At 70.1% G+C, this 21,897-nt stretch carries 21 protein-coding genes, 1 tRNA gene and 1 pseudogene; 13 read left to right on the top strand and 10 right to left on the bottom strand.

Annotated elements, in window-relative coordinates:
* Nucleotides 1–146: 146 nt before the first annotated feature.
* Entirely contained in the window at nt 147–920 is a 774-nt protein-coding gene (locus NE236_RS34390; RefSeq protein ID WP_252846411.1) for a chaplin family protein, read from the bottom strand.
* A 572-nt stretch (nt 921–1,492) separates the two neighbouring features.
* On the opposite strand from NE236_RS34390, the gene add reads away from it, so the two are divergent.
* A complete protein-coding gene (add, locus tag NE236_RS34385) occupies nt 1,493–2,491 on the top strand; it encodes an adenosine deaminase (protein WP_252846410.1) in 999 nt (332 codons plus the stop codon).
* Nucleotides 2,492–2,631: 140 nt separating this feature from the next.
* On the opposite strand, the gene NE236_RS34380 is transcribed toward add, so the two are convergent.
* Complete coding sequence (locus NE236_RS34380; protein WP_252846409.1) at nt 2,632–3,858, bottom strand: alginate lyase family protein; 1,227 nt, start codon at nt 3,856–3,858, stop codon at nt 2,632–2,634.
* A 436-nt stretch (nt 3,859–4,294) separates the two neighbouring features.
* Between NE236_RS34380 and NE236_RS34375 the strand changes: the two genes are divergently transcribed.
* The 4 genes from NE236_RS34375 to NE236_RS34360 all read left to right on the top strand — a co-directional run bounded on the left by NE236_RS34375 (nt 4,295) and on the right by NE236_RS34360 (nt 7,781).
* Nucleotides 4,295–5,257 carry an aldo/keto reductase gene (locus NE236_RS34375; protein ID WP_252846408.1) on the top strand — a complete coding sequence of 321 codons (963 nt, stop codon included), beginning with the start codon at nt 4,295–4,297 and terminating at the stop codon, nt 5,255–5,257.
* A gap of 473 nt (nt 5,258–5,730) precedes the next feature.
* Complete coding sequence (locus NE236_RS34370) at nt 5,731–6,210, top strand: sigma-70 family RNA polymerase sigma factor (RefSeq protein ID WP_289851248.1); 480 nt, start codon at nt 5,731–5,733, stop codon at nt 6,208–6,210.
* Nucleotides 6,207–6,941 carry a zf-HC2 domain-containing protein gene (locus tag NE236_RS34365; RefSeq protein WP_252846407.1) on the top strand — a complete coding sequence of 245 codons (735 nt, stop codon included), beginning with the start codon at nt 6,207–6,209 and terminating at the stop codon, nt 6,939–6,941. The genes NE236_RS34370 and NE236_RS34365 overlap by 4 nt, the downstream gene beginning before the upstream one ends.
* Before the next feature lie 147 nt (nt 6,942–7,088).
* Nucleotides 7,089–7,781 carry a zf-HC2 domain-containing protein gene (locus tag NE236_RS34360; RefSeq protein ID WP_252846406.1) on the top strand — a complete coding sequence of 231 codons (693 nt, stop codon included), beginning with the start codon at nt 7,089–7,091 and terminating at the stop codon, nt 7,779–7,781.
* Between the two features lie 146 nt (nt 7,782–7,927).
* Here NE236_RS34360 and NE236_RS34355 read toward each other — a convergent pair whose 3' ends face one another.
* Nucleotides 7,928–8,395: a COG4315 family predicted lipoprotein gene (locus tag NE236_RS34355; RefSeq protein WP_252846405.1), complete on the bottom strand. Its 468-nt coding sequence runs from the start codon at nt 8,393–8,395 to the stop codon at nt 7,928–7,930.
* Between the two features lie 154 nt (nt 8,396–8,549).
* Here NE236_RS34355 and NE236_RS34350 point away from each other — a divergent pair, with 154 nt between their 5' ends.
* The 4 genes from NE236_RS34350 (at nt 8,550) to NE236_RS34335 (ending at nt 11,639) form a co-directional block, all read left to right on the top strand.
* A complete protein-coding gene (locus NE236_RS34350) occupies nt 8,550–9,578 on the top strand; it encodes a CHRD domain-containing protein (protein WP_252846404.1) in 1,029 nt (342 codons plus the stop codon).
* Between the two features lie 200 nt (nt 9,579–9,778).
* Nucleotides 9,779–10,246 carry an RICIN domain-containing protein gene (locus NE236_RS34345; RefSeq protein WP_252846403.1) on the top strand — a complete coding sequence of 156 codons (468 nt, stop codon included), beginning with the start codon at nt 9,779–9,781 and terminating at the stop codon, nt 10,244–10,246.
* Nucleotides 10,247–10,401: 155 nt separating this feature from the next.
* Nucleotides 10,402–10,992 carry a GNAT family N-acetyltransferase gene (locus tag NE236_RS34340; RefSeq protein ID WP_252846402.1) on the top strand — a complete coding sequence of 197 codons (591 nt, stop codon included), beginning with the start codon at nt 10,402–10,404 and terminating at the stop codon, nt 10,990–10,992.
* Nucleotides 10,993–11,285: 293 nt separating this feature from the next.
* The gene (locus tag NE236_RS34335) at nt 11,286–11,639 is read left to right on the top strand and encodes a hypothetical protein (protein WP_252846401.1); all 354 of its coding nucleotides are present in this window, start codon (nt 11,286–11,288) and stop codon (nt 11,637–11,639) included.
* Nucleotides 11,640–11,964: 325 nt separating this feature from the next.
* On the opposite strand, the gene NE236_RS34330 is transcribed toward NE236_RS34335, so the two are convergent.
* The 3 genes from NE236_RS34330 to NE236_RS34320 all read right to left on the bottom strand — a co-directional run bounded on the left by NE236_RS34330 (nt 11,965) and on the right by NE236_RS34320 (nt 14,402).
* A tRNA-Ser gene (locus NE236_RS34330) sits at nt 11,965–12,054 on the bottom strand.
* A 157-nt stretch (nt 12,055–12,211) separates the two neighbouring features.
* Nucleotides 12,212–13,840, bottom strand: a complete 1,629-nt coding sequence (locus NE236_RS34325; protein ID WP_252846400.1) for a long-chain fatty acid--CoA ligase — start codon at nt 13,838–13,840, stop codon at nt 12,212–12,214.
* A gap of 46 nt (nt 13,841–13,886) precedes the next feature.
* Nucleotides 13,887–14,402, bottom strand: a complete 516-nt coding sequence (locus NE236_RS34320; protein ID WP_252846399.1) for a SigE family RNA polymerase sigma factor — start codon at nt 14,400–14,402, stop codon at nt 13,887–13,889.
* A 312-nt stretch (nt 14,403–14,714) separates the two neighbouring features.
* On the opposite strand from NE236_RS34320, the gene NE236_RS34315 reads away from it, so the two are divergent.
* The 3 genes from NE236_RS34315 to NE236_RS34305 all read left to right on the top strand — a co-directional run bounded on the left by NE236_RS34315 (nt 14,715) and on the right by NE236_RS34305 (nt 17,733).
* Nucleotides 14,715–15,608 carry an RlpA-like double-psi beta-barrel domain-containing protein gene (locus NE236_RS34315; RefSeq protein WP_252846398.1) on the top strand — a complete coding sequence of 298 codons (894 nt, stop codon included), beginning with the start codon at nt 14,715–14,717 and terminating at the stop codon, nt 15,606–15,608.
* Complete coding sequence (locus tag NE236_RS34310; RefSeq protein WP_252846397.1) at nt 15,605–16,411, top strand: MauE/DoxX family redox-associated membrane protein; 807 nt, start codon at nt 15,605–15,607, stop codon at nt 16,409–16,411. The genes NE236_RS34315 and NE236_RS34310 overlap by 4 nt, the downstream gene beginning before the upstream one ends.
* A 122-nt stretch (nt 16,412–16,533) precedes the next feature.
* Nucleotides 16,534–17,733: an FAD-dependent monooxygenase gene (locus NE236_RS34305; RefSeq protein WP_252846396.1), complete on the top strand. Its 1,200-nt coding sequence runs from the start codon at nt 16,534–16,536 to the stop codon at nt 17,731–17,733.
* Here NE236_RS34305 and NE236_RS34300 read toward each other — a convergent pair.
* A complete protein-coding gene (locus NE236_RS34300) occupies nt 17,694–18,647 on the bottom strand; it encodes a GlxA family transcriptional regulator (RefSeq protein ID WP_252846395.1) in 954 nt (317 codons plus the stop codon). The genes NE236_RS34305 and NE236_RS34300 overlap by 40 nt on opposite strands.
* A 71-nt stretch (nt 18,648–18,718) precedes the next feature.
* Between NE236_RS34300 and NE236_RS34295 the strand changes: the two genes are divergently transcribed.
* Nucleotides 18,719–19,303: a cysteine hydrolase family protein gene (locus NE236_RS34295; protein ID WP_252846394.1), complete on the top strand. Its 585-nt coding sequence runs from the start codon at nt 18,719–18,721 to the stop codon at nt 19,301–19,303.
* A 206-nt stretch (nt 19,304–19,509) separates the two neighbouring features.
* Here NE236_RS34295 and NE236_RS34290 read toward each other — a convergent pair whose 3' ends face one another.
* The 3 genes and pseudogenes from NE236_RS34290 to NE236_RS34285 all read right to left on the bottom strand — a co-directional run bounded on the left by NE236_RS34290 (nt 19,510) and on the right by NE236_RS34285 (nt 21,762).
* Nucleotides 19,510–20,700: a DUF8462 domain-containing protein gene (locus tag NE236_RS34290; protein WP_252846393.1), complete on the bottom strand. Its 1,191-nt coding sequence runs from the start codon at nt 20,698–20,700 to the stop codon at nt 19,510–19,512.
* A gap of 133 nt (nt 20,701–20,833) precedes the next feature.
* Nucleotides 20,834–21,031 (bottom strand): annotated as a pseudogene (locus NE236_RS44795) (hypothetical protein); the annotation flags it as partial.
* A gap of 77 nt (nt 21,032–21,108) precedes the next feature.
* A complete protein-coding gene (locus NE236_RS34285; protein WP_252846392.1) occupies nt 21,109–21,762 on the bottom strand; it encodes a hypothetical protein in 654 nt (217 codons plus the stop codon).
* Between the last annotated feature and the right edge of the window lie 135 nt (nt 21,763–21,897).

The following is a 21,897-nucleotide window of genomic DNA, read 5'->3' as shown; positions in this document are numbered from 1 at the left end:
GGTCAGTAAATACATTCGGATGAGTCAGATCCGAGTAAACGGAGCCGACCGTTCCGGCCTCGGTGTTCGGCAAAGAGGAGAAATCGACCGTCCGGGAAAAAGAAAACCGCCCGGCCGAGGACCGGCCGGGCGGAATGGAGCTCGAGTCAGGAGGTGCCGCCCTTCGTGAAGGAGGCGTTCCCGTCGCAGGCCGCCGCCGCCAGGCCCCGGATGGCCCCGGCGTTACCGCAGATGGTGATGGGCGCCGAGACCGGAACGCTGGCCTGGTTGTTGCTGAGGAGCTGGCTCTGCGACGAGTCGGCGCTCTGCTGGGCGCACGCCGAGGAGCACATCGGCGCCCCGACCTGAGTGCAGGCCTCCGAGCAGACCGGCTTGGTGGGAGCCTGGGGTGCGGCGCAGGCGTCCGAGCAGACCGGCGCGGCCGGCTGCGCGGGAGCGCAGGCCGCCGGGCAGGCCGGGGCGGCCGGCTGCGCCGGCGCCTGAGCGCAGGCGGAGCAGGCGGAGCTCGCCTGCGACGCGGACCCGCTCGAGATGCTCGCGGAGCCGTGGCAGGTGGCGGTGCCGAGGCCGTCGGCGGCGATCGCGTTGCCGCAGATCAGGATCGGAGCGCTCACGGGAGCGCTGACCTGGTTACCGCTTCCGACGGACCCGCCGCCGAGCGAGGTCGCCTCGATGTTGCGGCTGCGGTGGTAGCTGTACCGGAAGCGCTGCGTGCTGCCCGTCGACGCGCTCGAGTTCGAGCTGAGAACGTTGAGGGCGTTGCCCGCCAGCAGGTTGGGAGCGGTGACCGGGATCTGCGTTCCGCCGAGGAGGCTGTGGTCGCCGCTCGTGGTGTCGGCGTTGGCGATACCGGCGCCGGCCGCCGCGAACGCGGCTCCGACGAGGAGGGCGCGGGCGGCGCGAACAGTCCATTTACGCATTGGTCCCCCAAGGGTGATTGTTTTCTTCGGTGAAGACGCGGGCGGTTTTCCGTCATCCAGCCGCGAATGACTTTTCGCCAAGTAGCGTGCGCGGCGGGATCACACGATCACGTCGGATCGGGATGTTGTCGAGATTCACCCATCGTGCCCGCGGAAGCGGAAACCGGGATGCTTGGGCGGCGATCGTACTCGTCGCGCAGAACGTCGTCCGCGCGTACGGGTCGTACCGCTTCACGCACCCTCCAGATGGCCGGTGATCTCGGGAAGTCGAGCCTTCTTGCTGAGCGGTCGAAAGGCTAACACCGCCTTTCATGCCCGTCGGTGAGCGCCGGATCGGCACGTAAAAGGGTCACCCGCCCGGCGGCGCGGTTCTCCACGAGCAGGCACGGGAATGCCCAGGCGGGAGACCGGTACGGCAAATGACGGGCAATGACGCGCGCACCATTCCGCGCCGATCCTTGGTGTTGTCATTACCCGGCGGTCCTGGAAACGGCCTGGCGGACCTGCGACTGCGGAGCGGGGTCCCCCGATATTGAGATGACATGTCCGGATCTGGTTCTTAAGCTGCGCGGGTGCGCGACCTGACCCGCCTGCCAAAGGCCCATCTGCACGTCCACCTGGAGAGCGCCATCCGGTGGGCGACGCTCCAGGAGATCGGTACGGCCAATGGGGTGCCGGTCCCGGATCCGCCCGCCGGCGGCCCGGTCGTGTTCGACGGCTTCCGCCGGTTCGCCGATCTGGGCACCATCGTCCGCGACTGCCTGCGCCGGCCGGAGGACTTCCGGCGGATCGCCGTGGAGTTCTGTGCCGACGAGGCCGCGCAGGGGACGCGGTACGCCGAGGTCACCTTCACCGCCGCCGCGCACGGCGAGCGCCTCGGCCGGCCGGAGATGCCGTTGGAGGCCGTGCTCGAGGGGCTGGCCGAGGGACAGGCCACGTACGACATCGAGTGCCGGGTCCTGCTGGATCATTCGCGGCGGCGTTCGGTGGACCGTGCCCGGCGCACGGTCGACCTGGCCGCGCGGTACGCCGCGGACGGGGTCCTCGGGGTCGGTCTGGCCGGTGACGAGTCCCATCCCCTGGCACCGTTCGCCGAGGTGATCGAGTCGGCCCGGGAGGCCGGTCTCCACCTCGTGCACCACGCCGGTGAGACCTGCGGGCCGGCGAGCATCCGCGAGGCGATGACCGTCGGCCACGCCGAGCGGCTGGGGCACGGCATCCGCGTGCTGGACGACGCCGACCTGGTCGCCGAGGTACGGGACCGGGGCCTGCCCCTCGAGGTGTGCCCCTCGTCGAACGTCGCGCTCGGTCTGGCCCGCTCGTTCGCCGCGCATCCACTGCCCCGGTTGCGGGACGCCGGGCTCGTCGTGACGGTGAACACCGACATCCCGTCCATCGTGGGCACCACGCTGACCGACGAGTACGCCCGGATCCGTGAGGCGTTCGGGTACGACGACGCCGTGCTGGCCGAACTGTCGCGGGCGGGGGTCGAGTCTTCCTTTGCCCCCGAGACGATCAGGGCACGGCTGCGCCGGGAGATCGACGCGTGGCTGTCGTCACCCGTCGCCTGAGCGGAGCGGATCCCCACGTCGCCCCGGGGCTTCGCGTACGGACGCCGGCCACGCGGCCGTTCTCACCGCCGGGTGGCCGTTCTCACCGCCGGGTGGCCGGCCCGGTCCACCGCGCGACGCGGTGGACCGGTGCCGCCCGCTCAGGCCGGGTTGTCGGCGTGGGTCAGGGTCTCCCACGCGACGAAAAGGTTGTTCGTTCCCGCGGGCCGCTGCTGCTCGGTGAGCTTCTGCGTGTTCGTCATCGCGATGCCCGACCGGTTGTGCAGCGCGTTGAAACCGACCTCCGTGACGGGCCCGATACCGCGCTTGAGCGTGCCGCCGCAGAGCCAGGACGGGGCCGCCGCGCCGAGCTGGTACTTGGCCTGGAAGCCCAGCGCCTGCCGGAGCCGCTCGCCGACCTCCGGGTAGAGGTCCTCCTTCTGGATCCGGCTGGTCTCGGCGACATGCGAGATCGCGGAGATGCCGTATCCGGTGTGCACGAAGTCGCGGCAGGTCTCCTGCGTGAGGCCGCTCACGAACGTCGACTGGCCCTGCCAGTACTTGACGATCTCGGACTTCGTGTCGATGCCGCTACCGGCGGGGGCGACGGGGAGCGCGCCGTCCGAGGAGAGATAGATGTAGGCGGGCACCCGCTTGCGGAACCTGGCGATGGCCTTGTCGTAACTCGTCCGGTCGTTCAGGAAGACGGAGATGCCGACCGCGGCCTCCATCATGCTGAGCTCCCAGTTCCCGTTGCTGTTGGAACCGTTGATGACCTTCGGGAGGTAGACGTTCCGCAGCATCCCGCCGAAGCGGGTGATGGCGTCGCTCTTCCAGCCGGTGTAGGTGTACCGGATGATCTCCGCTGCCCGGGGCCACGCCGACGCGGACCAGCCGGACTGCAGCGGCGCGTTGCTGTTGGTGTGGTCCTTGAGCACCGCGGACCAGGCGTTCATGAGCTGGATGGCCTTGTCGGCGTACCGGGCGTCCCGGGTGACGTACCAGGCGAGCGCGTCGGTGTAGGCCGCCAGCGCGTCCTCGCGCTCGTCGGTGCAGCCGTGATTCGGGTTGCTGATCGGGCCGCACTCGACCACCGCACGCGGTGCCGGCGTACGGGACAGGGAGGCGTATCTGCTGCCCATCATCTGGCCGTAGGCGGATTTCCACGGCTGCGCGCCCGCCTTGACCTTCGAGCGTACGAAGTCCAGCTGGGATTGGCTGACCAGCACTCCGGGATGGACGAAGGCGGCTGGTGCGGCCTTGACGCTCACGGTCGCGGCGGTCTTCGTGGCGCCGCCGGCCTGGGCGCAGCCGCTCGCGGCCAGGGCGGTGCCGAGGACGACGGCGGCGATGGACCGGCCGCGGGGACGACCGTGGATTCGAGCCATGCACCTACTCCTAGTTAGGAAACTTTACGAAACTTGCGGTGATCCTAGGCATGGCACGATTCCCGAATCCGCGTTTTATGCCGCTCTTAAAGAAGAAGCGCCGCCCGCTTAAGGCGGCCTTAAAGAAAGGGGGCGGCGTGGCCACCGGGCCCGGAGCGCCTGGTGCCGCCGACGGCCGGTGGCACCGAGGCCCGATGGCGCCTACGGCCGGTGCCGCTAACGCGGAGTGACGCCGACGCGGGGTGACGCAGAGGCCCGGTGGCGCAGAGGCCCGGTGGCGCCACGCCGGCTGATCCAGGGTTCTCCGAACCACGGCGGCCGGCCGGGGAGACGGCCAGGCACGGGCCGACGCGGCCCGGCTTCCCGCATCGCCCACGCCGGCGGCGACCAAGCGGTCGAGCGTCCGCGGCGCGAAGTGCTCGAATACGCTCGACGTATGTCCGATATGGTCTATCGCCCGCTGGGCGACTCCGGTCTCATGGTCTCCGTCGTCGGTCTCGGCTGTAACAACCTCGGCCGGCCCAAGACGCGCACGCAGACCGTCGAAGGCAGCCAGAAGGTCATCGACGCCGCCCTCGACGCCGGGATCACGCTGTTCGACGTGGCGGACGTCTACGGCGGTGAACCCGGCCTCTCCGAGGACATCCTCGGCCAGTGCCTCGCCGGCCGCCGCGACGACGTGATCGTCGCGACGAAGTTCGGCATGGACATGCGTGGTGCGGGCGGCCCCGACTTCGGCGCGCGCGGATCGCGACGTTACATCCGCCGGGCCGTCGAAGCGTCGCTGCGGCGGTTGCGGACCGACCACATCGACCTCTACCAGTACCACGCGCCCGACGGGGTGACGCCGATCGAGGAGACGCTCGCCGCGCTGGACGAACTGGTCCGTGAGGGCAAGGTCCGCTACATCGGCTCCTCGAACTTCGCCGGATGGCAGGTCGTCGAGGCCGACTACATCGCCCGTGCCGCGGGCGGGGCCCGGTTCGTCAGCGCGCAGAACTACTACAACCTGCTGCGCCGCGGCCCCGAGGCCGAACTCCTCCCCGCCTGCCAGGCGTACGGCGTCGGCCTGCTGCCGTACTTCCCGCTGGAGAGCGGCCTGCTCACCGGCAAGTACCGGGGGGACGAGACGCCTCCGGCCGGCACGCGGATCGGCGACGGCAGGCGTTCCATGCACGCCGCCGCGGACTGGGACACCATCGAGGCGATCCGCGACTTCGCCGACCAGCGCGGCGTGTCGATGCTGCACGTGGCCATCGGCGGGCTCGCCGCCCAGCCGACCGTGGCCTCGGTGATCGCCGGCGCCACCTCTCCCGAGCAGGTGCACGGAAACGTCGAGGCCGGCCAGTGGACTCCGAGCCCCGACGACCTGGAAAAACTCGCCGAGATCACTGGCTGAGACGGGCCGGGCGACCGACGTTCCTCCCGTTCTTTCGGATTTCCTCCCGATCGATTGAACCCCCGCCGTACGCGCTGGCGTACTTCCTGCCGACATCGGACTCGGAAGGCAGGACGATCGACATGACTCGACGGCCCATCGCCGTACGGACGGGGACAGTACGGCCGGGGGCCGATCGAGCGGGGGCCGAACCGTCGGGGGCGGGGCGGCCGGGAGCGTCCCGGCCGCTCCTGGTGCGGCCCGCGAACGCCGAGTGTGCGTCCGGGACACGCGTCGCCAGACGGCACGGTCCGTAACGGGGCCCGGAGATGCGCCAGCAGACCCCCGTCTCCTCACCGCGTCGAGATGTTGCCGGCGATGATCCCGGGCCGGCCCGCCGTGACGGCTCGCCCCCGCGGATTCCGCGGTCGCGCGGCCCGCGCGCGTGGGGTCGCCGGATCCGGGCGGCCGACGACGACCGGATCATCGCGGAGTTGTACCGCGCGTACCATCGCCCCCTGCTGACCTTCGTGATGCGCCTGGTCGGCGGCGACCGCCTGTGGGCGGAGGACGTGGTCCAGGAGACGATGATCCGCGCCTGGAACTCGATCGGCCACCTGGACACCGATGGCGACTCGCTGATGCCGTGGTTGGCGACCGTGGCGCGCCGGATCGTCATCGACGACCGGCGCCGCAGGGCGGCACGGCCGGCGGAGGCGGGGGAGGGACCGCTGGAGCACCTCCAGGTCGCGGACGGGATGGAGAGCCTCCTGCGTTCGGTCGTCGTGACCCAGGCGCTGGACGCCCTGACGCCGGCCCACCGCGAGATCCTGCGCGAGACGATCCTGCGGGATCGAAGCGTCAACGAGGCGGCCGAGGTGCTGGGCATCCCCGTCGGCACGGTCAAGTCCCGGACGTACTACGCGCTCCGGGCGCTCAAGCTGGCCCTGGAAGAGCGGGGGGTGCTCGCGTGACCGCCGGAATCCGGCATACGGACGTCGCCGCGTACGCCCTCGATCTGCTCGAGGAACCGGACCGGCACGCGTTCGAGGCCCACCTCGCGTCCTGCGCCGCGTGTGCGGAGGAGTTGCCCGACCTGACCGGCCTGGCGGCGTTGCTGAGCGACGTGGAGCCGCCCGCCGAGTTGGAGCCGCCCGCTGAGAACGACGAGCCGGACGGCGTGCTGGTCGACATGCTCCGCCACCGCAGGACGGCCCGTCGCCACCACCGGAGGCGGACCGCGGTGCTCGGCGCCGCCGCCGCGGTCACGCTGGTCGTGGCCGGTGCCACGGTCGGCGCCGCCGCCGGCCGTGGGGCGACCGTGGACCACGTGCACCAACAGATCGCCCACGACCATCAGAACCTGGCCGCCGACCTGCTCAGGTCGGGCGAGACGCGGTCGGCAACGGACCCCCGGACGGGTGCCGTGGGGACGATCGCGATGGAGAGCAAGGGCTGGGGCACGAACGTCGCCCTCGACCTCGGCAACGTCCATGGTCCGCTGACCTGCCGGTTGGTCGCCGTCGCCCGGACGGGCCGGCGGCACGTCGTCACGGAGTGGGCCGTACCGCCGGAGGGCTATGGCGTTCCCGGTTCACCGGCGCACCTCAAGGTTCACGGAGGCACGGCGATCACACGCGCCGACCTCGTGCGCTTCGAGGTGGAGGCGAACGACGGCCGGACGCTACTCCGCCTCCCCGTATGAACGATCCGGAAGGCCGGCGCCGCGCTCGGAAGGGATGTCGCGCCCGGAGGTGGGCGTCGCGCCCGTGCCCGGATACGGTGAAGTCCAGGGTCGATGACGTGATCCGGGGTGGGTCGCGCCGTGTGGGAGAGACCGGGGGATGACCAGATGAGCGTCGCGCACACCGATGTCGGCGCCTACGTTCTGGGTCTGCTCGAGGAGGACGACCGCCGGGCGTTCGAGGAACATCTCGCCGCGTGCGCGTCCTGCGCCTCGGAGGTGGAGCAGTTCACCGGGATGCGGGAGCTGCTCACCGAAGTCGACCCGGTCGAACCCGCCCCCGGTGGAGCGCCGGGAGACGTCACCGACCTGTTGCGGCACAGGCGCCGGGCCGCACGCCGCCGCAGGCGCGGCACCCTCGTCATCGGTCTGGCGGCCGGTGTCGCCATCGTCGCGGGAGGGGTGACGGCCGGCGCCGCCCTCACGGGCTCCCGCACGCAGACCCACCACCACGGCAGCCCCGCCGCCGACCTCCTGGCCCGGGGCGAGCGCCACTCGGCAACCGATCCGGTCTCCCACGCGAGCGGGATGGTCGCGACCGAGAGCACGCCGTGGGGGACGCAGGTCGCCCTCGATCTGGCCGGTGTCCGCGGCCCGCTGACCTGCCGGCTGGTGGCCGTCACCCGGACCGGGCAACGGCGCGCGGTGACGGAGTGGGCGGTTCCACCCAAGGGATACGGGATGCCGGGGGCGCCGGCCCATCTTCAGGTCCACGGCGGCACCAGCGTCGGGCGGGCGCAGATATCCCGTTTGGTCGTGCTGATCGAGGGCGGCGGAACCCTCTTGTCGATACCGGTCTGAATAAACCAATCCACCCGGGAGGAACACGAAAAGCCGGGCGGATACGCCCGGCCCTTTCGCGAAATTCGGCGCGAGTCATCCGGTTTTCCGGATAGGTCCTCTGAGTGTGTTCGAGCGGCCCTCCCCGCGCGTTCTCCGACGGCGGACTACCCTGCGGCCTTGACCAGCTTTCCGTCGGCGCCCACGGCGAACCAGACTCCGTCGACGCCCTGACCGTCCACGTCTCCGGCGTTCATGTCGCCGGCGTAGTAGTAGAGCGGCCAGACGCCGTACTTGGCCTGCGTCGTGCCCTCCGCCCTCCGGGTGCTGCCGAGGAGCGAGCCGTTCGCGCCGCTCGCGGCGGTCACGGTGCCGCGGCTCGTCAGTGCGGGCCAGGTGGCGATGCAGTCCGCGGTGCAGCTGCTGCCGCCGTCCTTGTCCTTGGCGAACGCGTACAGGGTCCGTCCTGTCCGGTCGGTGAGGATCGGCCCCAGGCTCGACTGGCTGATCTTGACGCTCGCGGCCTGGACACCGGAGGCCGCCGAATGGTGCCGCTCTTCGGTTCCACCGCCGCCGCCGCACGCGGCGAGACCGATGGTGAGGGCGGTACCGAGGATGACGAATCGTGCGCGCATGAGAACTGCTCCCTGACGTAGCCGAGATCTGCGTGTCGGCATGCGGTACGCACGCGAAGTCGCGAGGGTTCAATGTGAAAAAAATTGTTCTTCCTTGAACCGGGCGCGCGGTATCCGCCGTACTCCCGGACGACTCAGCGAACGGAGACTGGAAATGCGCATTCGTACCCTCACCATCCCGGCCCTGGCACTCACCTTCGGCGCGCTCGGCACCGCCACGGCCCGGGCGGAGTCCGAAACGCCCGCACCGTACGGCTCCCAACCCGCCCAGGCGACCTCACCGTCGACGCCCGGGATGCCGGGCATGGACATGCCGAGCTCCGCCGCGTCCAGCGAGGCGCCCGAGCCTCAGGTCGACCTGAACGCCGCCATCGCGCGGGCCCGGCAGAAGCCGGTCTTCCTGGCCGCCCGGCTGTCAGGCCGCAACGAGGTCCCGGTGGCCGGAAAGCCGGCCGTCGGCGACCCGGACGGCAGCGCCACCGGCGTCGTCCGCGTCCAGGGCGACCGGGTCACGTTCGCCTTCAGCTGGAAGAACATCGGCGCGCCCACCCTCGGCCACATTCACGAGGGCGTCGCCGGGGCCAACGGAGACGTGAAGGTCCCGCTGTTCACGAGCCCCATGCCGGACACCACCGACGCGGCGGCCGGTGCCGTCACCGTCTCCGACCCGGCCGTCGCGGACCGGCTCCGCGCCAATCCGTCGGGCTTCTACCTGAACCTGCACAGCAAGGAGTTCCCCGGCGGCGCCGTCCGCGGGCAGCTCGCCCCGCTGAACCGGGCCGCCGACGTCCTGGCGCTGCTGAAGGGCGGCGGGGCACGGGCGTTCCTCGCCGGGGACCAGGAGGTGCCGGTCGCGAACGGCCCGAAGGTCGGCGACCCCGACGGCCGCGCCGTCGCGTTCATCCGGGCCCGCGGCGACCAGGTCGGCTACTCCTTCGCCTGGCTGGGCGTCAACCCGACCCTCGGCCACATCCACAAGGGCGCCTTCGGCGTCAACGGCCCGGTCGTCGTCCCGCTGTTCACCACGCCCGTGCCGAACACCGTCTTCGCCATCTCCGGCACCGCGACCGGCGTGGACCGGGCGGTCGTGAGCCAGATCGCCGGCAACCCGTCGGGGTTCTACGCCAACCTGCACAGCGCCGAGTTCCCCGGCGGCGCCGTGCGGGGCCAGCTCTTCAACTGACGGAGCCTGAGCCGCGGCGGTGCCCCGAGGAACCCCTCGGGGCACTTTCGCGCGTTCCCCGGCGCCTCGACCCCCGTACCAGACTCCGACCACATTCGTCGAATATTCACCAAGACCGCTATCGACCAAGATCGTTCGCAGAGTTACGTTGATCGGGTCCGCACAATCGACTTTTCCGCGAGGCAAGGGAGACGGGACCGATGCGAATGAGAACCTCCTCCACGGCCGGCGCTTTAGTACTGCTGTCCTCCGCAGGGTTCGTCGCCGCGACGACGACCACCGCGTCCGCCCAGACCATCGGCCCGCACCGGATCGTTCAGGACGCCACCGGGCGCTGCCTGGACAGCAACAAGGCGGGGAAGGTCTACACGCTCAAGTGCAACGGCGGTAAGAACCAGCAGTGGAAGCTCACGTCCCACAAGATGGACCACATCAGGACCGCCTGGTACGTCAAGAACGTCGCGACCGGCCGCTGCCTGGACAGCAACAAGGCCGGGAAGGTCTACACCCTCAAATGCAACGGCGGAAACAACCAGTACTGGCTGCTCGCCCCCCCGGCCAACTGGCTCGACTGGGCGACCAACCTCTACCTGGACGGCAACGCCAAGGGACAGGTCTACACCCACAAGAAGAACCAGGGCGCGTACCAGATCTGGTACCTGAAGTGACCGTCAACGCGTCCTGACCGGGCAGACTGCCCGGTGAAGGACACCGCTGCAAGGCGGTGCGGCCTTACCCCCGTTCCGTGACCACGGCCCCCGAGCATTCGGACCTTTCGCCGATGCCGACCGCCCCGTGCTCGGGGGCCTGATCAAGGAGCGGCATGACCGTCACCCTGTCCGTGGACTCGACCGCGTCCGCCCCCGCATTGCGCTTGCGACCGTGGCGTGCCGAAGACGCGATGGCCTTGGTGACGGCTCATCGTGATCCGCACATGCGTCGGTTGATCACCTCTCTGGTCACCGAGGCCGACGCCCGTCGATGGATCCGCGACCAAGACGACGGCTGGGCCGCGGGCACCCGCTTCAGCTTCGCCGTGGCGGAGTGCGGCAGCGACCTGAGCGAACCCGACCGTCCCGTCGGCCACATCGTCGTCAAGGGAGGAGCGGACCCCACCAAGGCCGAGGTGGGTTATTGGACGTCGGCCGAGGTCCGAGGCCGGGGAATCGCTCCCCGCGCGCTCGAGGCGGTGTCCCGATGGGCGCTCGGCTCGCAGGCCGGGATGCCCCTGGCCTCCCTCGAACTGCTGCACGCCGCGGACAACCCTGCTTCGTGTCGCGTCGCGGAGAAATGCCGATACGTCCTCCGCTCCCTACTCCCTCCCCGACCGCCCGCCTTTCCCACTGAGGGACACCTGCACGTACGGACCGGCGCCTTCGAGATGAACGAAGACGGTTCTCTCCGGATCACGTGACCACGCACGGCGAACCCTGACCCCCTGAGCCGGACGACCGCCTGGTGAAAATGCCCGAGACGGGCGGCCTCGAAATCACCTTGCTATCCACATGTGATACATGTCACATGTTGTTCTTTAGGTCGCCACAAAACCTGACATCCAGATGTCTATAATCAAAATACATTTCCCGATGACTCCCGGCGAGGAAACGGGTCGCATTGGGCACATAAGCAACCCGAGCGGCCGCGTTCCTGGGAGCAACAGGAACACGTCGACTGGACGCGACTCCCCGAGAGGAAGATCTCCCCCACATGAAGAAACATCTGTTCGTCGCTTCGGCTGTTGCCGCCCTCGCCCTTGTTGGAGCGGGGACCGCCACCTCGGCTTTCGCGAAACAACCCACCACCACGACTCGCCAGGCCGCGCCGACGGTCCAAGCCTCGAAGTGCATTTCCGTTACGGCGAAAGAAAAAATCCACCTCCGCAAGTCGCCCCGCTCCAACTCCGCGAGCCTGCGTTTCGTCTACAAGAACACGAAGGCCTGCTGGATTGGGTTCACGCCGAAGGGCGGCAAGTACAAGGCGTGCGGAGGCAAGTCCGACGACTGGGATCACGTCACGTACCGCGGCAGCAAGGGCTGGGTCCCCACCAACTGCATCAAGTAGAAGTAGTAACCAATCGATAATGATCGCAGCTCTCTGTTCCGGCGCCGGCTACCGGAACGGATTCGGAAGGCGGCGACAACGCGGCCGGCGGTACGGAGCACGCCGGTGGTCCGTGCTCGACAGGGAGTTCACCGAGAGTCTGCACGGCGTGTGTGAGACCTTCGTGGCCGCCGCCCAGATCCAGGACGCGGGCACCCGGATGGCTGCCGCCCTGTGGGGCGAGGGATAGCAACTGCAACTGAGACTGCAACTGGGGCCGTTCCAGCCGCCAGAAACGATCAAGGGCCTTCCCCAACGTTCACTGGGGAAGGCCCTGATCATGGGGCGGAGGCTCGGGGATTTGAACCCCGGATGGACGGTAAGCCCAAACCGCATTAGCAGTGCGGCGCCATAGACCGGACTAGGCGAAGCCTCCTCGGTGGCCAGCAGGCCGCACACAGCGTACCGGTCATGGGGCCCTACCGGCAAAGCGATTGGCCGCGACGGGTGTCGGCGCCCTCCCATCGAGAGTTTTCGCACCTCCGACGACGACGAACCTCGACGATCACCGCTCGCCATCCCGCGACCCGCACCTACTCCGGCTCCGTTACCTCCAGGGCGCCGTCGGCGTACAGCTGGCGGAGGGTTCGCTTGGAGAACTTGCCGACTGAGGTCTTGGGAACCGCGGCTATGAAGGACCAGCGCTCTGGGAGCTGCCACTTGGGGACGCGTTCGGCGAGGAACGCGCGGAGGTCGGCGGCCGAGGTGGACGCACCGTCGCGGAGGACGACCGAGGCGAGCGGGCGTTCCTGCCACTTGGGGTCCGGGACGCCGATGACGGCGGCCTCGATGACGTCCGGGTGGCCCATGAGGTGGTTCTCCAGCTCGACCGAGGAGATCCACTCGCCGCCGGACTTGATGACGTCCTTGGCGCGGTCGGTGAGGATGAGGTAGCCGTCGCGGGAGACGGTGCCGACGTCGCCGGTGCGCAGCCAGCCGTCGTGGAACTTCGAGGGGTCCTCGTCCTTGTAGTACGAGCCGGTGATCCAGGCGCCTCGGATCTCGATCTCGCCGACGGAGGTGCCGTCGGAGGGCAGGACCGTGTCGCCGTCGCCCACGACGCGGACCTCGAGGCCGCTCATGATGCGGCCCTGGGTCGCGCGGTAGCGCCAGGGGTCGGAGCAGGCCGGCGGCGGGTGCGCCACCGAGGCGAGCGGCGACGTCTCGGTCATCCCCCATGCCTGCACGATCCGGACGCCGAGGTCGTCGAAGGCGCGCATCAGCGACTCGGGGACGGCCGAGCCGCCGCAGGGCACGAGGCGGAGGGAGCTGAGGTCCGATTCGTTCTCCTGGACGTGGCGGAGGACCTCGTTCCAGATGGTGGGGACGGCTCCGGAGACGGTCGGGCGTTCGTCCTCGATGATGCGGACGAGGGGCTCGGGCTGCAGGAACCGGTCGGGCATGACGAGTGACGCGCCGGCCATGAGGGCGGCGTACGGCAGGCCCCAGGCGTTGGCGTGGAACATCGGCACGACGGGGAGCACCCGGTCGGCGGCGGCCAGCGCGAAGGCGTTGCCGGTGCAGGCGGCCATCGCGTGGAGGTAGGCGGTGCGGTGGGAGTAGACGACGCCCTTGGGGTTTCCGGTGGTGCCGCTGGTGTAGCACATCGACGCGGCCTGGCGTTCGTCGATCTCCGGCCAGTCGAACGTCTCGGGTGCGGCGGCCAGCAGCGCCTCGTACGAGTGCAGTTCCTTGCCCGCGGCCTCCAGCGGCGTCAGGTCGGCGTCGCCGACGACGAGCACGTGGCGCACGGTCTTCATCCGCGGCAGCACCGAGGCCAGGAGGGGGACCAGCGTGTTGTCGACGATGACGACGTCGTCCTCGGCGTGGTCGGCGATGTAGACGAGCTGGTCGGCGGAGAGCCGGATGTTGAGCGTGTGCAGGACCGCGCCCATCGACGGGACGGCCAGGTATGCCTCGAGGTGCTCGGTGTTGTTCCACTGGAAGGTCGCGACCCGCTGGTCGGCGTCGACGCCGAGGCGGCGCAGGGCGTTCGCCAGCCGGGCGGCGCGGCGGCCGAGCTCGGCGTACGAGGTGCGCCGCATGCCGTCGCCGGTGAAGGTGGCGACCTCGGCGTCACCGAAGATCCGGGTGCCGTATCGCATGATCGACGAGATGGTCAGCGGATGGTCCTGCATCGTGCTCCACACGGCGGCCTCCACGCTAGGAACGGTGTGACCGGATTGTGGTCCGTCACGTGGGCCGTTGTCAGTACCCGGGCTCGGTCGAGTCGGCGAACTCCTCGTCGGCGTCCTCGCGCAGCTTGGCCATGGCCCGTGAGACGGTGCTCTTGACCGTCCCGACGCTGACGCCGAGCGCGTCGGCGATCTCGGCCTCGGTGAGGTCCTCGAAGTAGCGCAGCACGATGTACGCGCGCTGGCGGGCGGGCAGGCGGTCCAGCAGGCGGTCGAGCGCGTCGCGCAGCTCGCTGCGGTCGGTGTGGTCGGCGACGGGCGTGTCGGGCATCTCGTCCGTCGGGTACTCCTCCAGCCGGCGCCGCCGCCACCAGGAGATGTTGATGTTCACCATCGCGCGACGGACGTAGCCGTCGAGCGCGGTGCGGTCCTCGATCCGGTCCCAGGCGAGGTACGTCTTGGCCAAGGCGGCCTGAAGCAGGTCCTCGGCCTCGGTACGGTCGGCGGTGAGCAGGAGGGCCGCGCGCAGGAGCGTGGGGCGCCGGGCCGCGACGTAGTCACGGAACTCATCGTGCGTCGCTGCGCCCACATGACCGCCCGGCATGCTGGGGAGTTCGTTCTGACACCATGCCGACGATCGCACGAAGATCGTAATTACGGATCAACTCGGGCCTCATGTTTCGGCCAACCCGCCGCGCGGCAATCATGAAAAACCGTCACGTATACCTCTCGGCATCTTTGGCCGATTTGGACAAAGGAGTCGACAGAAGGAACGCTCCGAGTAAGGCTTGACGTGCGACTTCCGTCGCAACGGCCATGAGCGTGTCCATCGATGTTCGGAGCTTCCCCCATGCTGCCCTCGCACGATTTAATGCACCGTCGGCGTCGACTACGGGAGGCGGTGTTCAGCGATCCACTGCGCTATCTCGAGGAGAACGATTCCTGGCCCCGGCGCGCGATCGAGGGCGTGATCGCCGACGCCAGTCCGCACGTCCTCGTGCTCACCCTGGCGGACGGTTCACAGGTGCGGCTCCCGATGTCGGCCTCGGTCTCTATCTGGTACGACGGCCGGGCCGAGCTCGCGGCGCTGCGTCCCGGGCGGCACGTGGTGGTGCGCCCGGCGGGGGCCGGCGGCCTGGCCGCGGAGCGCGTCTGGGTCGACATCGCGCGGGTCACCGGTGTGATCACCAAGCGCGTCGGAGAGGTGTTCGAGGTGGACGCCGGTCCGCATCGCGGGCACCTGACCGTCACCGTGCCGGAGCACGCGCTGCGCCGGGTACAGGTGCGCCATCCGCGGCTGGAGCCCGGTGCGCTGCTCGACGTCATCGGCGTCCGGCGGGACCACAAGGTCATCGGGCTGCGCCCCGCGCGCACCTCCCCCCAGCCCTCTCCGCACGCGGTCGCCCCGCCGTCGCGCCGGTCGGGCACGTCCGCGCGGGTCCTGCGCGGCACGGCGACGTGGTACGACGATCCCGACGGCGTGCGCGGCGCGGCGTACCCGGCCCTGGATCCCCATGGTGCCGGCGGCGGCTGCGGAGCCGGTCCGGCCGCACGGCTGCCGTACCTGTCACTGGGCAGCGAGCTGCGGGTCCGTAACGAGTGCACTGGTCTGGAGGCGCACGTGCCGGTCATCGAGTGCGGCTGCCTGGCGGCGCGGTTCTGCGACCGCTGCGTGCGGTGCGGGACCTCCCCGCGCGGCCGGGTGATCGAACTGTCCAGGAGCGCGTTCGTCGATCTGGGCGGCGACCTGGACGCCGGATGCTTCAACGTCACGGTACGAGTGGACCGCCCATGACCGCGCTCGTCCTCGAGGTACAGATCCCGTTCCTGGCCGTCCTGCTTCTCGTCGCGGGCGTCGCGAAGGCGTTCCCCCACGCCCGTACGCCGGCTCTCGGCCGGGATCGGCGAGGCGCCGTCACCCTGACCGTGGCGGCCGTCGAGGGGATGCTCGGGATCCTGCTGCTGACGACCCCGCTGTTCGTGGTCCGGCTGGCGAGCGTGGTGTTCTTCGCGAGCGCGACGTCGGTGGTCGCCGACCTCGTCCGGCGCGGGTCCGACGAGGCGTGCGGCTGCTTCGGCCGCCTCAGCTCGACCCCCGCGGGCCGTCTCGGCGTGGTCCGCGCGGCGGTGCTGACGGGGGTGGCCGTCGCGTCGGCCGGAGTCCCGAAGACCGGTGCGCAGGTCCTCGGCTCGGCGGGAGGGTGGTCCGTCGCGCTGCTGGCCGCGGACTGCGCGGTGTTCCTGGCGCTGTCCCCCGAGGTGGTGGCCGCCGTCCAGCGCCGGCTCCATCCGATCCCCTGCGAGTTCCGCGACGTCCCCCTCGGCGCGACCTACGCGGCGTTGCGGCCCAGCCCGGCCTGGCGGGAGCACGCGGCGTCCCTGACGTCGCGCGAGCCCACCGACGTGTGGCGCGAGCTGTGCCATCGCTACCTCGTCTACCCCGGGGAGGTCGACGGGCGGCCCGTGGAGGTGGTGTTCGCGGTGCCGATCGACGGACGGCCGTCGGGCGTACGCGCCGGGGTCGCCTGGGATCCCGGCTGGGAACGCCAGGACGACGACTCCGGTCCGCAGCGGGTGCACAGCCCCGTCGGACGCTGAGGGATCGCTGACGCCGCACGCCGCCGGCTGCCAGTGCTCTGTCAGCCGATGGTGCGCACCGGGGGCGATATTCGGATCGGCGCGGGAGACACCGCGCCGATCCGAACCCCAGGGAGTCCCTCATGCGGAACACGAGCGTCCTCATCTCCGGCGCCGGCATCGCCGGTCTCGCCCAGGCGTACTGGCTGGACCGCCACGGCTTCGACGTGACGGTCGTGGAGCGGGCGTCCGTACCGCAGCCCGGCGGCCAGGCGATCGACGTGCGCGGTCCGGCGATCACCGTCGCGGAGCACATGGGCGTCCTGCCCGGCCTGCGGCGGCTCAGGACCGACATGCGCGGCTCGTCGGCGGTCGACGGGGCCGGCAATGAGCTGTTCTCCAGCACCGAGCGCACGTTCAGCGGCGGCGACCTCGACAGCCCCGACATCGAGATCCTGCGTGACGACCTGATCGAGCTGCTGCGCGATGCGGTGGGGGACCGGGTGGAGTACCTGTTCGACGACTCGATCGCCGCCATCGTCCAGGACGAGGAGGCGGTCCACGTCACCCTCGAGAGCGGCCGTACCCGGTCGTACGACCTCGTGGTGGGCGCCGACGGGCTGCACTCCAACGTCCGGGGGCTGGTGTTCGGCCCCGAGCAGGAGTACATCCGCCACCTCGGGACCTACCTCGCGGTGTACACCGCACCCAACTTCCTCGGCCTCGACCGCTGGCAGACCTTCTGCATGGCGGGCAACGTCGGCGGCGGCGTCATGAGCGCGCGGGGCAACGCGGAGGCCCGGGTCTACATCGGCTTCGAGTCCGAGGAGCCCATCGACTACGACTTCCGCGACGTCGAGGCGCAGAAGCGGCTCCTGGCCGACCGCGTCGGCGACGTCTGGGTGTTCCCGACGGCGCTGAAGTACATGTGGGACGCGCCCGACTTCCACTTCGACTCGATGGCCCAGATCCGCATGGACCACTGGTCGCGCGGGCGCGTCGTGCTGCTCGGCGACGCCGGCTACTGCGGGTCGCCGCTGACGGGGCAGGGTACGAGCATGGCCCTCATCGGCGCGTACGTCCTCGCCGGCGAGCTGGCGGCGGCCGACGGCGATCACCGGACGGCGTTCGCGGCGTACGAGACGGAGTTCCGCGACTTCGTCGTCGCGAACCAGTCCCTGGCGCTGGAGAACCGGGAGCACATCGAGGCGCAGGCGTCGGGCGACGCGGAGGCGACGTCCAAGGCGTACGAGGAGCGCCTTGAGCTCCTCAACGAGGTCGTCAACGCCCTCACGCTGAAGGACTACGGGCTCGTCGGGGAACCGGCGAACGTACGGCGGTAGCTCGTGGGCGGCACGCCGACGACGCGTGCGAAGTGGCGGCGGAGCATGGTGGCGGTGCCGAATCCGGTGCGCGCCGCCACCTGCTCGACGGCCAGGTCGGTCGTCTCCAGCAGCCGCTGCGCCTCCGCGACCCGCTGCCGGATGAGCCAGTGCGCTGGCGTCGTGCCGGTCAGCTGCGTGAAGTGCCGCGCGAACGTACGGGGGGCCGTGCCGGACCGCCGCGCCAGGTCGGCGACGGACAGCGGCTCGGCGAGGTGGTGGCGGGCCCACTCGAGGGTGTCGGCGACGGCGGACTGGGCGGTGGCGGGAGCGGGGACCGGATGCTCGACGAACTGCGCCTGCCCGCCCTCCCGATGGGCGGCGGTGACCATGCGCCGGGCGATGGAGTTCGCGACGGCTGCGCCGCATGCCTGACGCACGAGGTGGAGGCACAGGTCGATGCCGGCGGCGGTACCGGCCGAGGTCCAGATCCCGCCGTCCTCGGCGAACAGCACGTCGGGCTGCACGCGGGCGGCGGGGTAGCGCTCGGCGAGGGCTCCGGTCAGGGCCCAGTGGGTCACGGCCCGGCGCTCGTCGAGCAGGCCGGCCGCGCCCAGTACGAACGCCCCGGCGCACAGCGACGCGATCGGCACCTTCGCCTCGTGCGCGGCGCGCAGCGCGCCGAGGACGGCGGCGGACACGGGGGCGAGGGCGTCGACGCGGCCGGGCACGACGACGAGGTCGCATTCGCGGAGCGCGTCCAGGCCCCGGTCGGGGGCGATGGTCACGCCGTGTTGGAGGGCGACGGGCCCCTCACCGCAGCGCCAGAGCTCGAAGCCCGGGCAGCCGGGCCGGGAGACGCCCCACACCTCGGTGATCACGCCGTAGTCGAAGGGGCGGATGCCGTCACAGAGGACGACACCGACGGTACGCATGGCAGAAAAGTACCGCACATCGACATTTCTGCCACTCGTGGCCCCACGCCGTCGGCGGGATGCTCGGTGACATGACAGAACTCAGTGAGAACGCCGCGCTCATCGTCATCGACGTCCAGAAGGGCTTCGAGGACCCGTACTTCGGCCGACGGGACAACCCGGCCGCCGAGCGGAACATCGTGGACCTCATCCGGGCCTGGCGAGCGGCGGGCCGGCCGATCGTGCTGGTCCGGCACGACAGCCCGGAGGGGTCGCCGCTGGCGCCGGCGTCCCCGGGCAACGAGATCAAGGACGCGGTCATCGCGGCGTTCGGCGGTGCCGAGCCCGACCTGTTCGTGACCAAGAACGTCAACTCGGTGTTCTACGGCAGGCCGGACCTCGACGGCTGGCTCCGCGAGCGGGGGATCCGCCAGATCGTGATCGCGGGCATCCAGACGAACATGTGCAACGAGACCACGGCCCGCATGGGCGGCAACCTCGGGTACGACGTGCTCTACCCGATCGACGCGATGCACACGTTCGACGCCGTGGGCCCGGACGGGGAGACGGTGACGGCGGAGGAGCTCACCCGCGCTACCGCGGCCAGCCTGCACCACGGACGGTTCGCGCGGGTCATCCGCACCGCCGACCTCATCGGCGTCTCTGCCTCCGTATAGCGGCCTCTTCCGGCTGCGCTAGAAACCCGTATACGGAACTCGAATCGGCGGCGGTCCGGTGTGCGACGGCTGTCCGGCTTCTCACCCGGCCATCGCGTTTTCTAGGGCTCTCTAAGGTGTTGGCTAGACAGTCGTAGATTTCGCTCGACGCACGATCGCGATGTCTACGCCTCTATAGCGGTTTCACAAGAGGCCGATATACGGCCTCAGACCGGCTGCGACCTGAGGAAATGCCCGAAGTGCGGGACCGTGAAGGCCACCAGCCCGCGCTCCGCGCTGTAGATGAGACCCTTCTTGATCAGGCCATCGCGGGCCGGCGAAAGGCTGGACGGCTTGCGGCCCAGCTCTTCGGCGACGCTCGAGGTCAGCACCGGGTCGTCGCCCAGCGACGCCATGGCCCGCATGTAGTCGCGCTCGGCCGGCGTCGCGCGTTCGTACCGGCTGCCGAAGAAACCGACGGCCAACTCCCCCTCGGCCTCGGGGGCCGCGACCTTGATGTCACCCGCGTTGATCGGGCTCTCGGGCGCGATGTCCCACGCCACCTTGCCGTACGCCTGGACGAAGTAGGGGTAGCCGTCGGCCGCCTCGTACAGGGCGTCGAGGGCGTCGGGCGTGAAAGTCACGCCCTCCCGCTCGGCCGGGGCGAGCAGGGCGAGGTCGGCGGCGGCCCGGTCGAGCCGGTCGATGCGGGCGTACCGGAACAGGCGCTCGGAGTAGGACTTGCTGGCCGACAGCACCGCCGGCAGGTGCGGCAGCCCGGCGCCGACGACGATGAGCGGGCCGCCGCTCTGGGACAGCTCATGGCAGGCGGCGCACAGCGCCGACACGTCGTCGGCCGGGATGTCCTGCATCTCGTCGACGAAGAGGGCGATGCCCACGCCGAGATCGGTGGCCACCGACGCCGCGTCGACGAACAGCTCGGTCAGGTCGATCTCCAGGTCACCGGAGTCGGCCCGGCCGCGCGCGGCGGGCACGTCGATGCCCGGGTTCCATCGGCGCGGCACCGTCTTGCCCTTGACCGGCTCGGCGTCGGCCTGCGCGAACGCCTTGAGCACGCCGAGGAATCCCTCGATGCGGTCGGGCGCGCGATGCCGGGGGGCCAGCTCGCGCACGGCCATGTGCAGGGCCGAGGCCACGGGCCGGCGGATCGACTGGTCGGGGCGCGCCTCGATCTTGCCGGTGCCCCACAGTCGCTGGATCGCCATCGACCGGAACGTGTTGAGCAGCACGGTCTTGCCCACGCCGCGCAGACCAGTGAGGATCATGCTGCGCTCGGGGCGGCCATGGGCGACGCGCTCGAGGACGACCTCGAACTGCCGCAGCTCGCGGTCGCGCCCGGTGAGCTCGGGCGGCCGCTGTCCAGCGCCGGGGGCGTACGGATTGCGCACGGGGTCCACGCTCTCGGACTCTATGAGCGGATATAGCTGCGGCCGTAGATTTCCGTAGAAAGTGCTACGGCGTGTCGCGCGACGATGCGGCCGGCACCGCGTCGCACCCGGAGCGGTGAGGATCGCCACCGGCCCCGCCTCCTCAAGACGTGCACGGACATGACATCGAACCTGTGTTCGAAGTCGTGCCAACGGTAGCGCACGCGGATCGCCGCGTCAGCGGGAATCGGGCGATCCGTCGAACAAAGAATCGATCATCCCGTGCAGGGACCTCACGGGCCGCGCGGAAGAGCTCTTCCTTGCCGGCGAAGTGGTGGCACAGCGCGCCGCGTGTCACATCGGCGCGCCGCGTGTCACATCGCCCTACTCCACCTTGCGGCTCATGCGTTCATCGCAGGAGGTGCACTCCGGAGCACGTCAGCCGCACGCCACAGCGCCGGTGTTGTAGTAACCGTCGCCGTCAAGGCCGTCGCCGCGGGTGTAGGTGACGGTTCCCCATGCCTTGACACAGGCGTCGACCGCCTTCACATACACGGGCCCCGCGAAGGAGTTGTAGGCGCCGTCGTCGGGCGGGCTCTGGTCACCGGTCTTGGTATTCATGATGGTGACGCTGTGACGATATCCGTGCGAGGCCACCGTCTGGCTGCTCACCGTGAGGTACGCGCAGTTGTAGCCGTTCGACGAGTTGTAGCCGATGTAGACGCTACCCGCATAGATGCCGATCTCGGTGTAGACGCTCTTCGGCCCCCACACGGTGTGGTACGACGATCCGCAGATCGATGCGGTATCGGCCATCGCGGCGGGTGCCACCGCAATGCTCGTGCCGACGATCGCCCCGGCCATGGCCATGGCTGTAACAATCCTCTTGCTTCGCATGATGCCTTCCGAATCCACAGCGAGTGAGTAAACCGTTCCGAACACGCCCCGATTCGGTTCTGGCTGAGGAAAAGATACGGACGAGGCATAACCGCTGTCAATACCGGGTTTCACACACAATTCGGCGGCCAGCCAGGCCACGCGCAGACTATTCGCGCGACGACCGCCGCCCGTCTCGCGGCCGTCGCGGCTCATGGACTCATCGTGGGCCGTGCACGTTGACGTCCGCGCGTCCGCGGCCAACTCAGCCGGAACCACCGACCGACCGCCGAGTGCACGCGCTCCGCGATCCCGGCGACGGCCTCCCCCGCCCCCGCCCCCGCCCCCGCC

This window comes from Actinoallomurus purpureus (assembly GCF_024055795.1).
GTDB lineage: Bacteria > Actinomycetota > Actinomycetes > Streptosporangiales > Streptosporangiaceae > Actinoallomurus > Actinoallomurus purpureus.
Note: the sequence above shows the minus strand (reverse complement) of the source record. Positions and strands in the feature narration are given on the sequence as shown.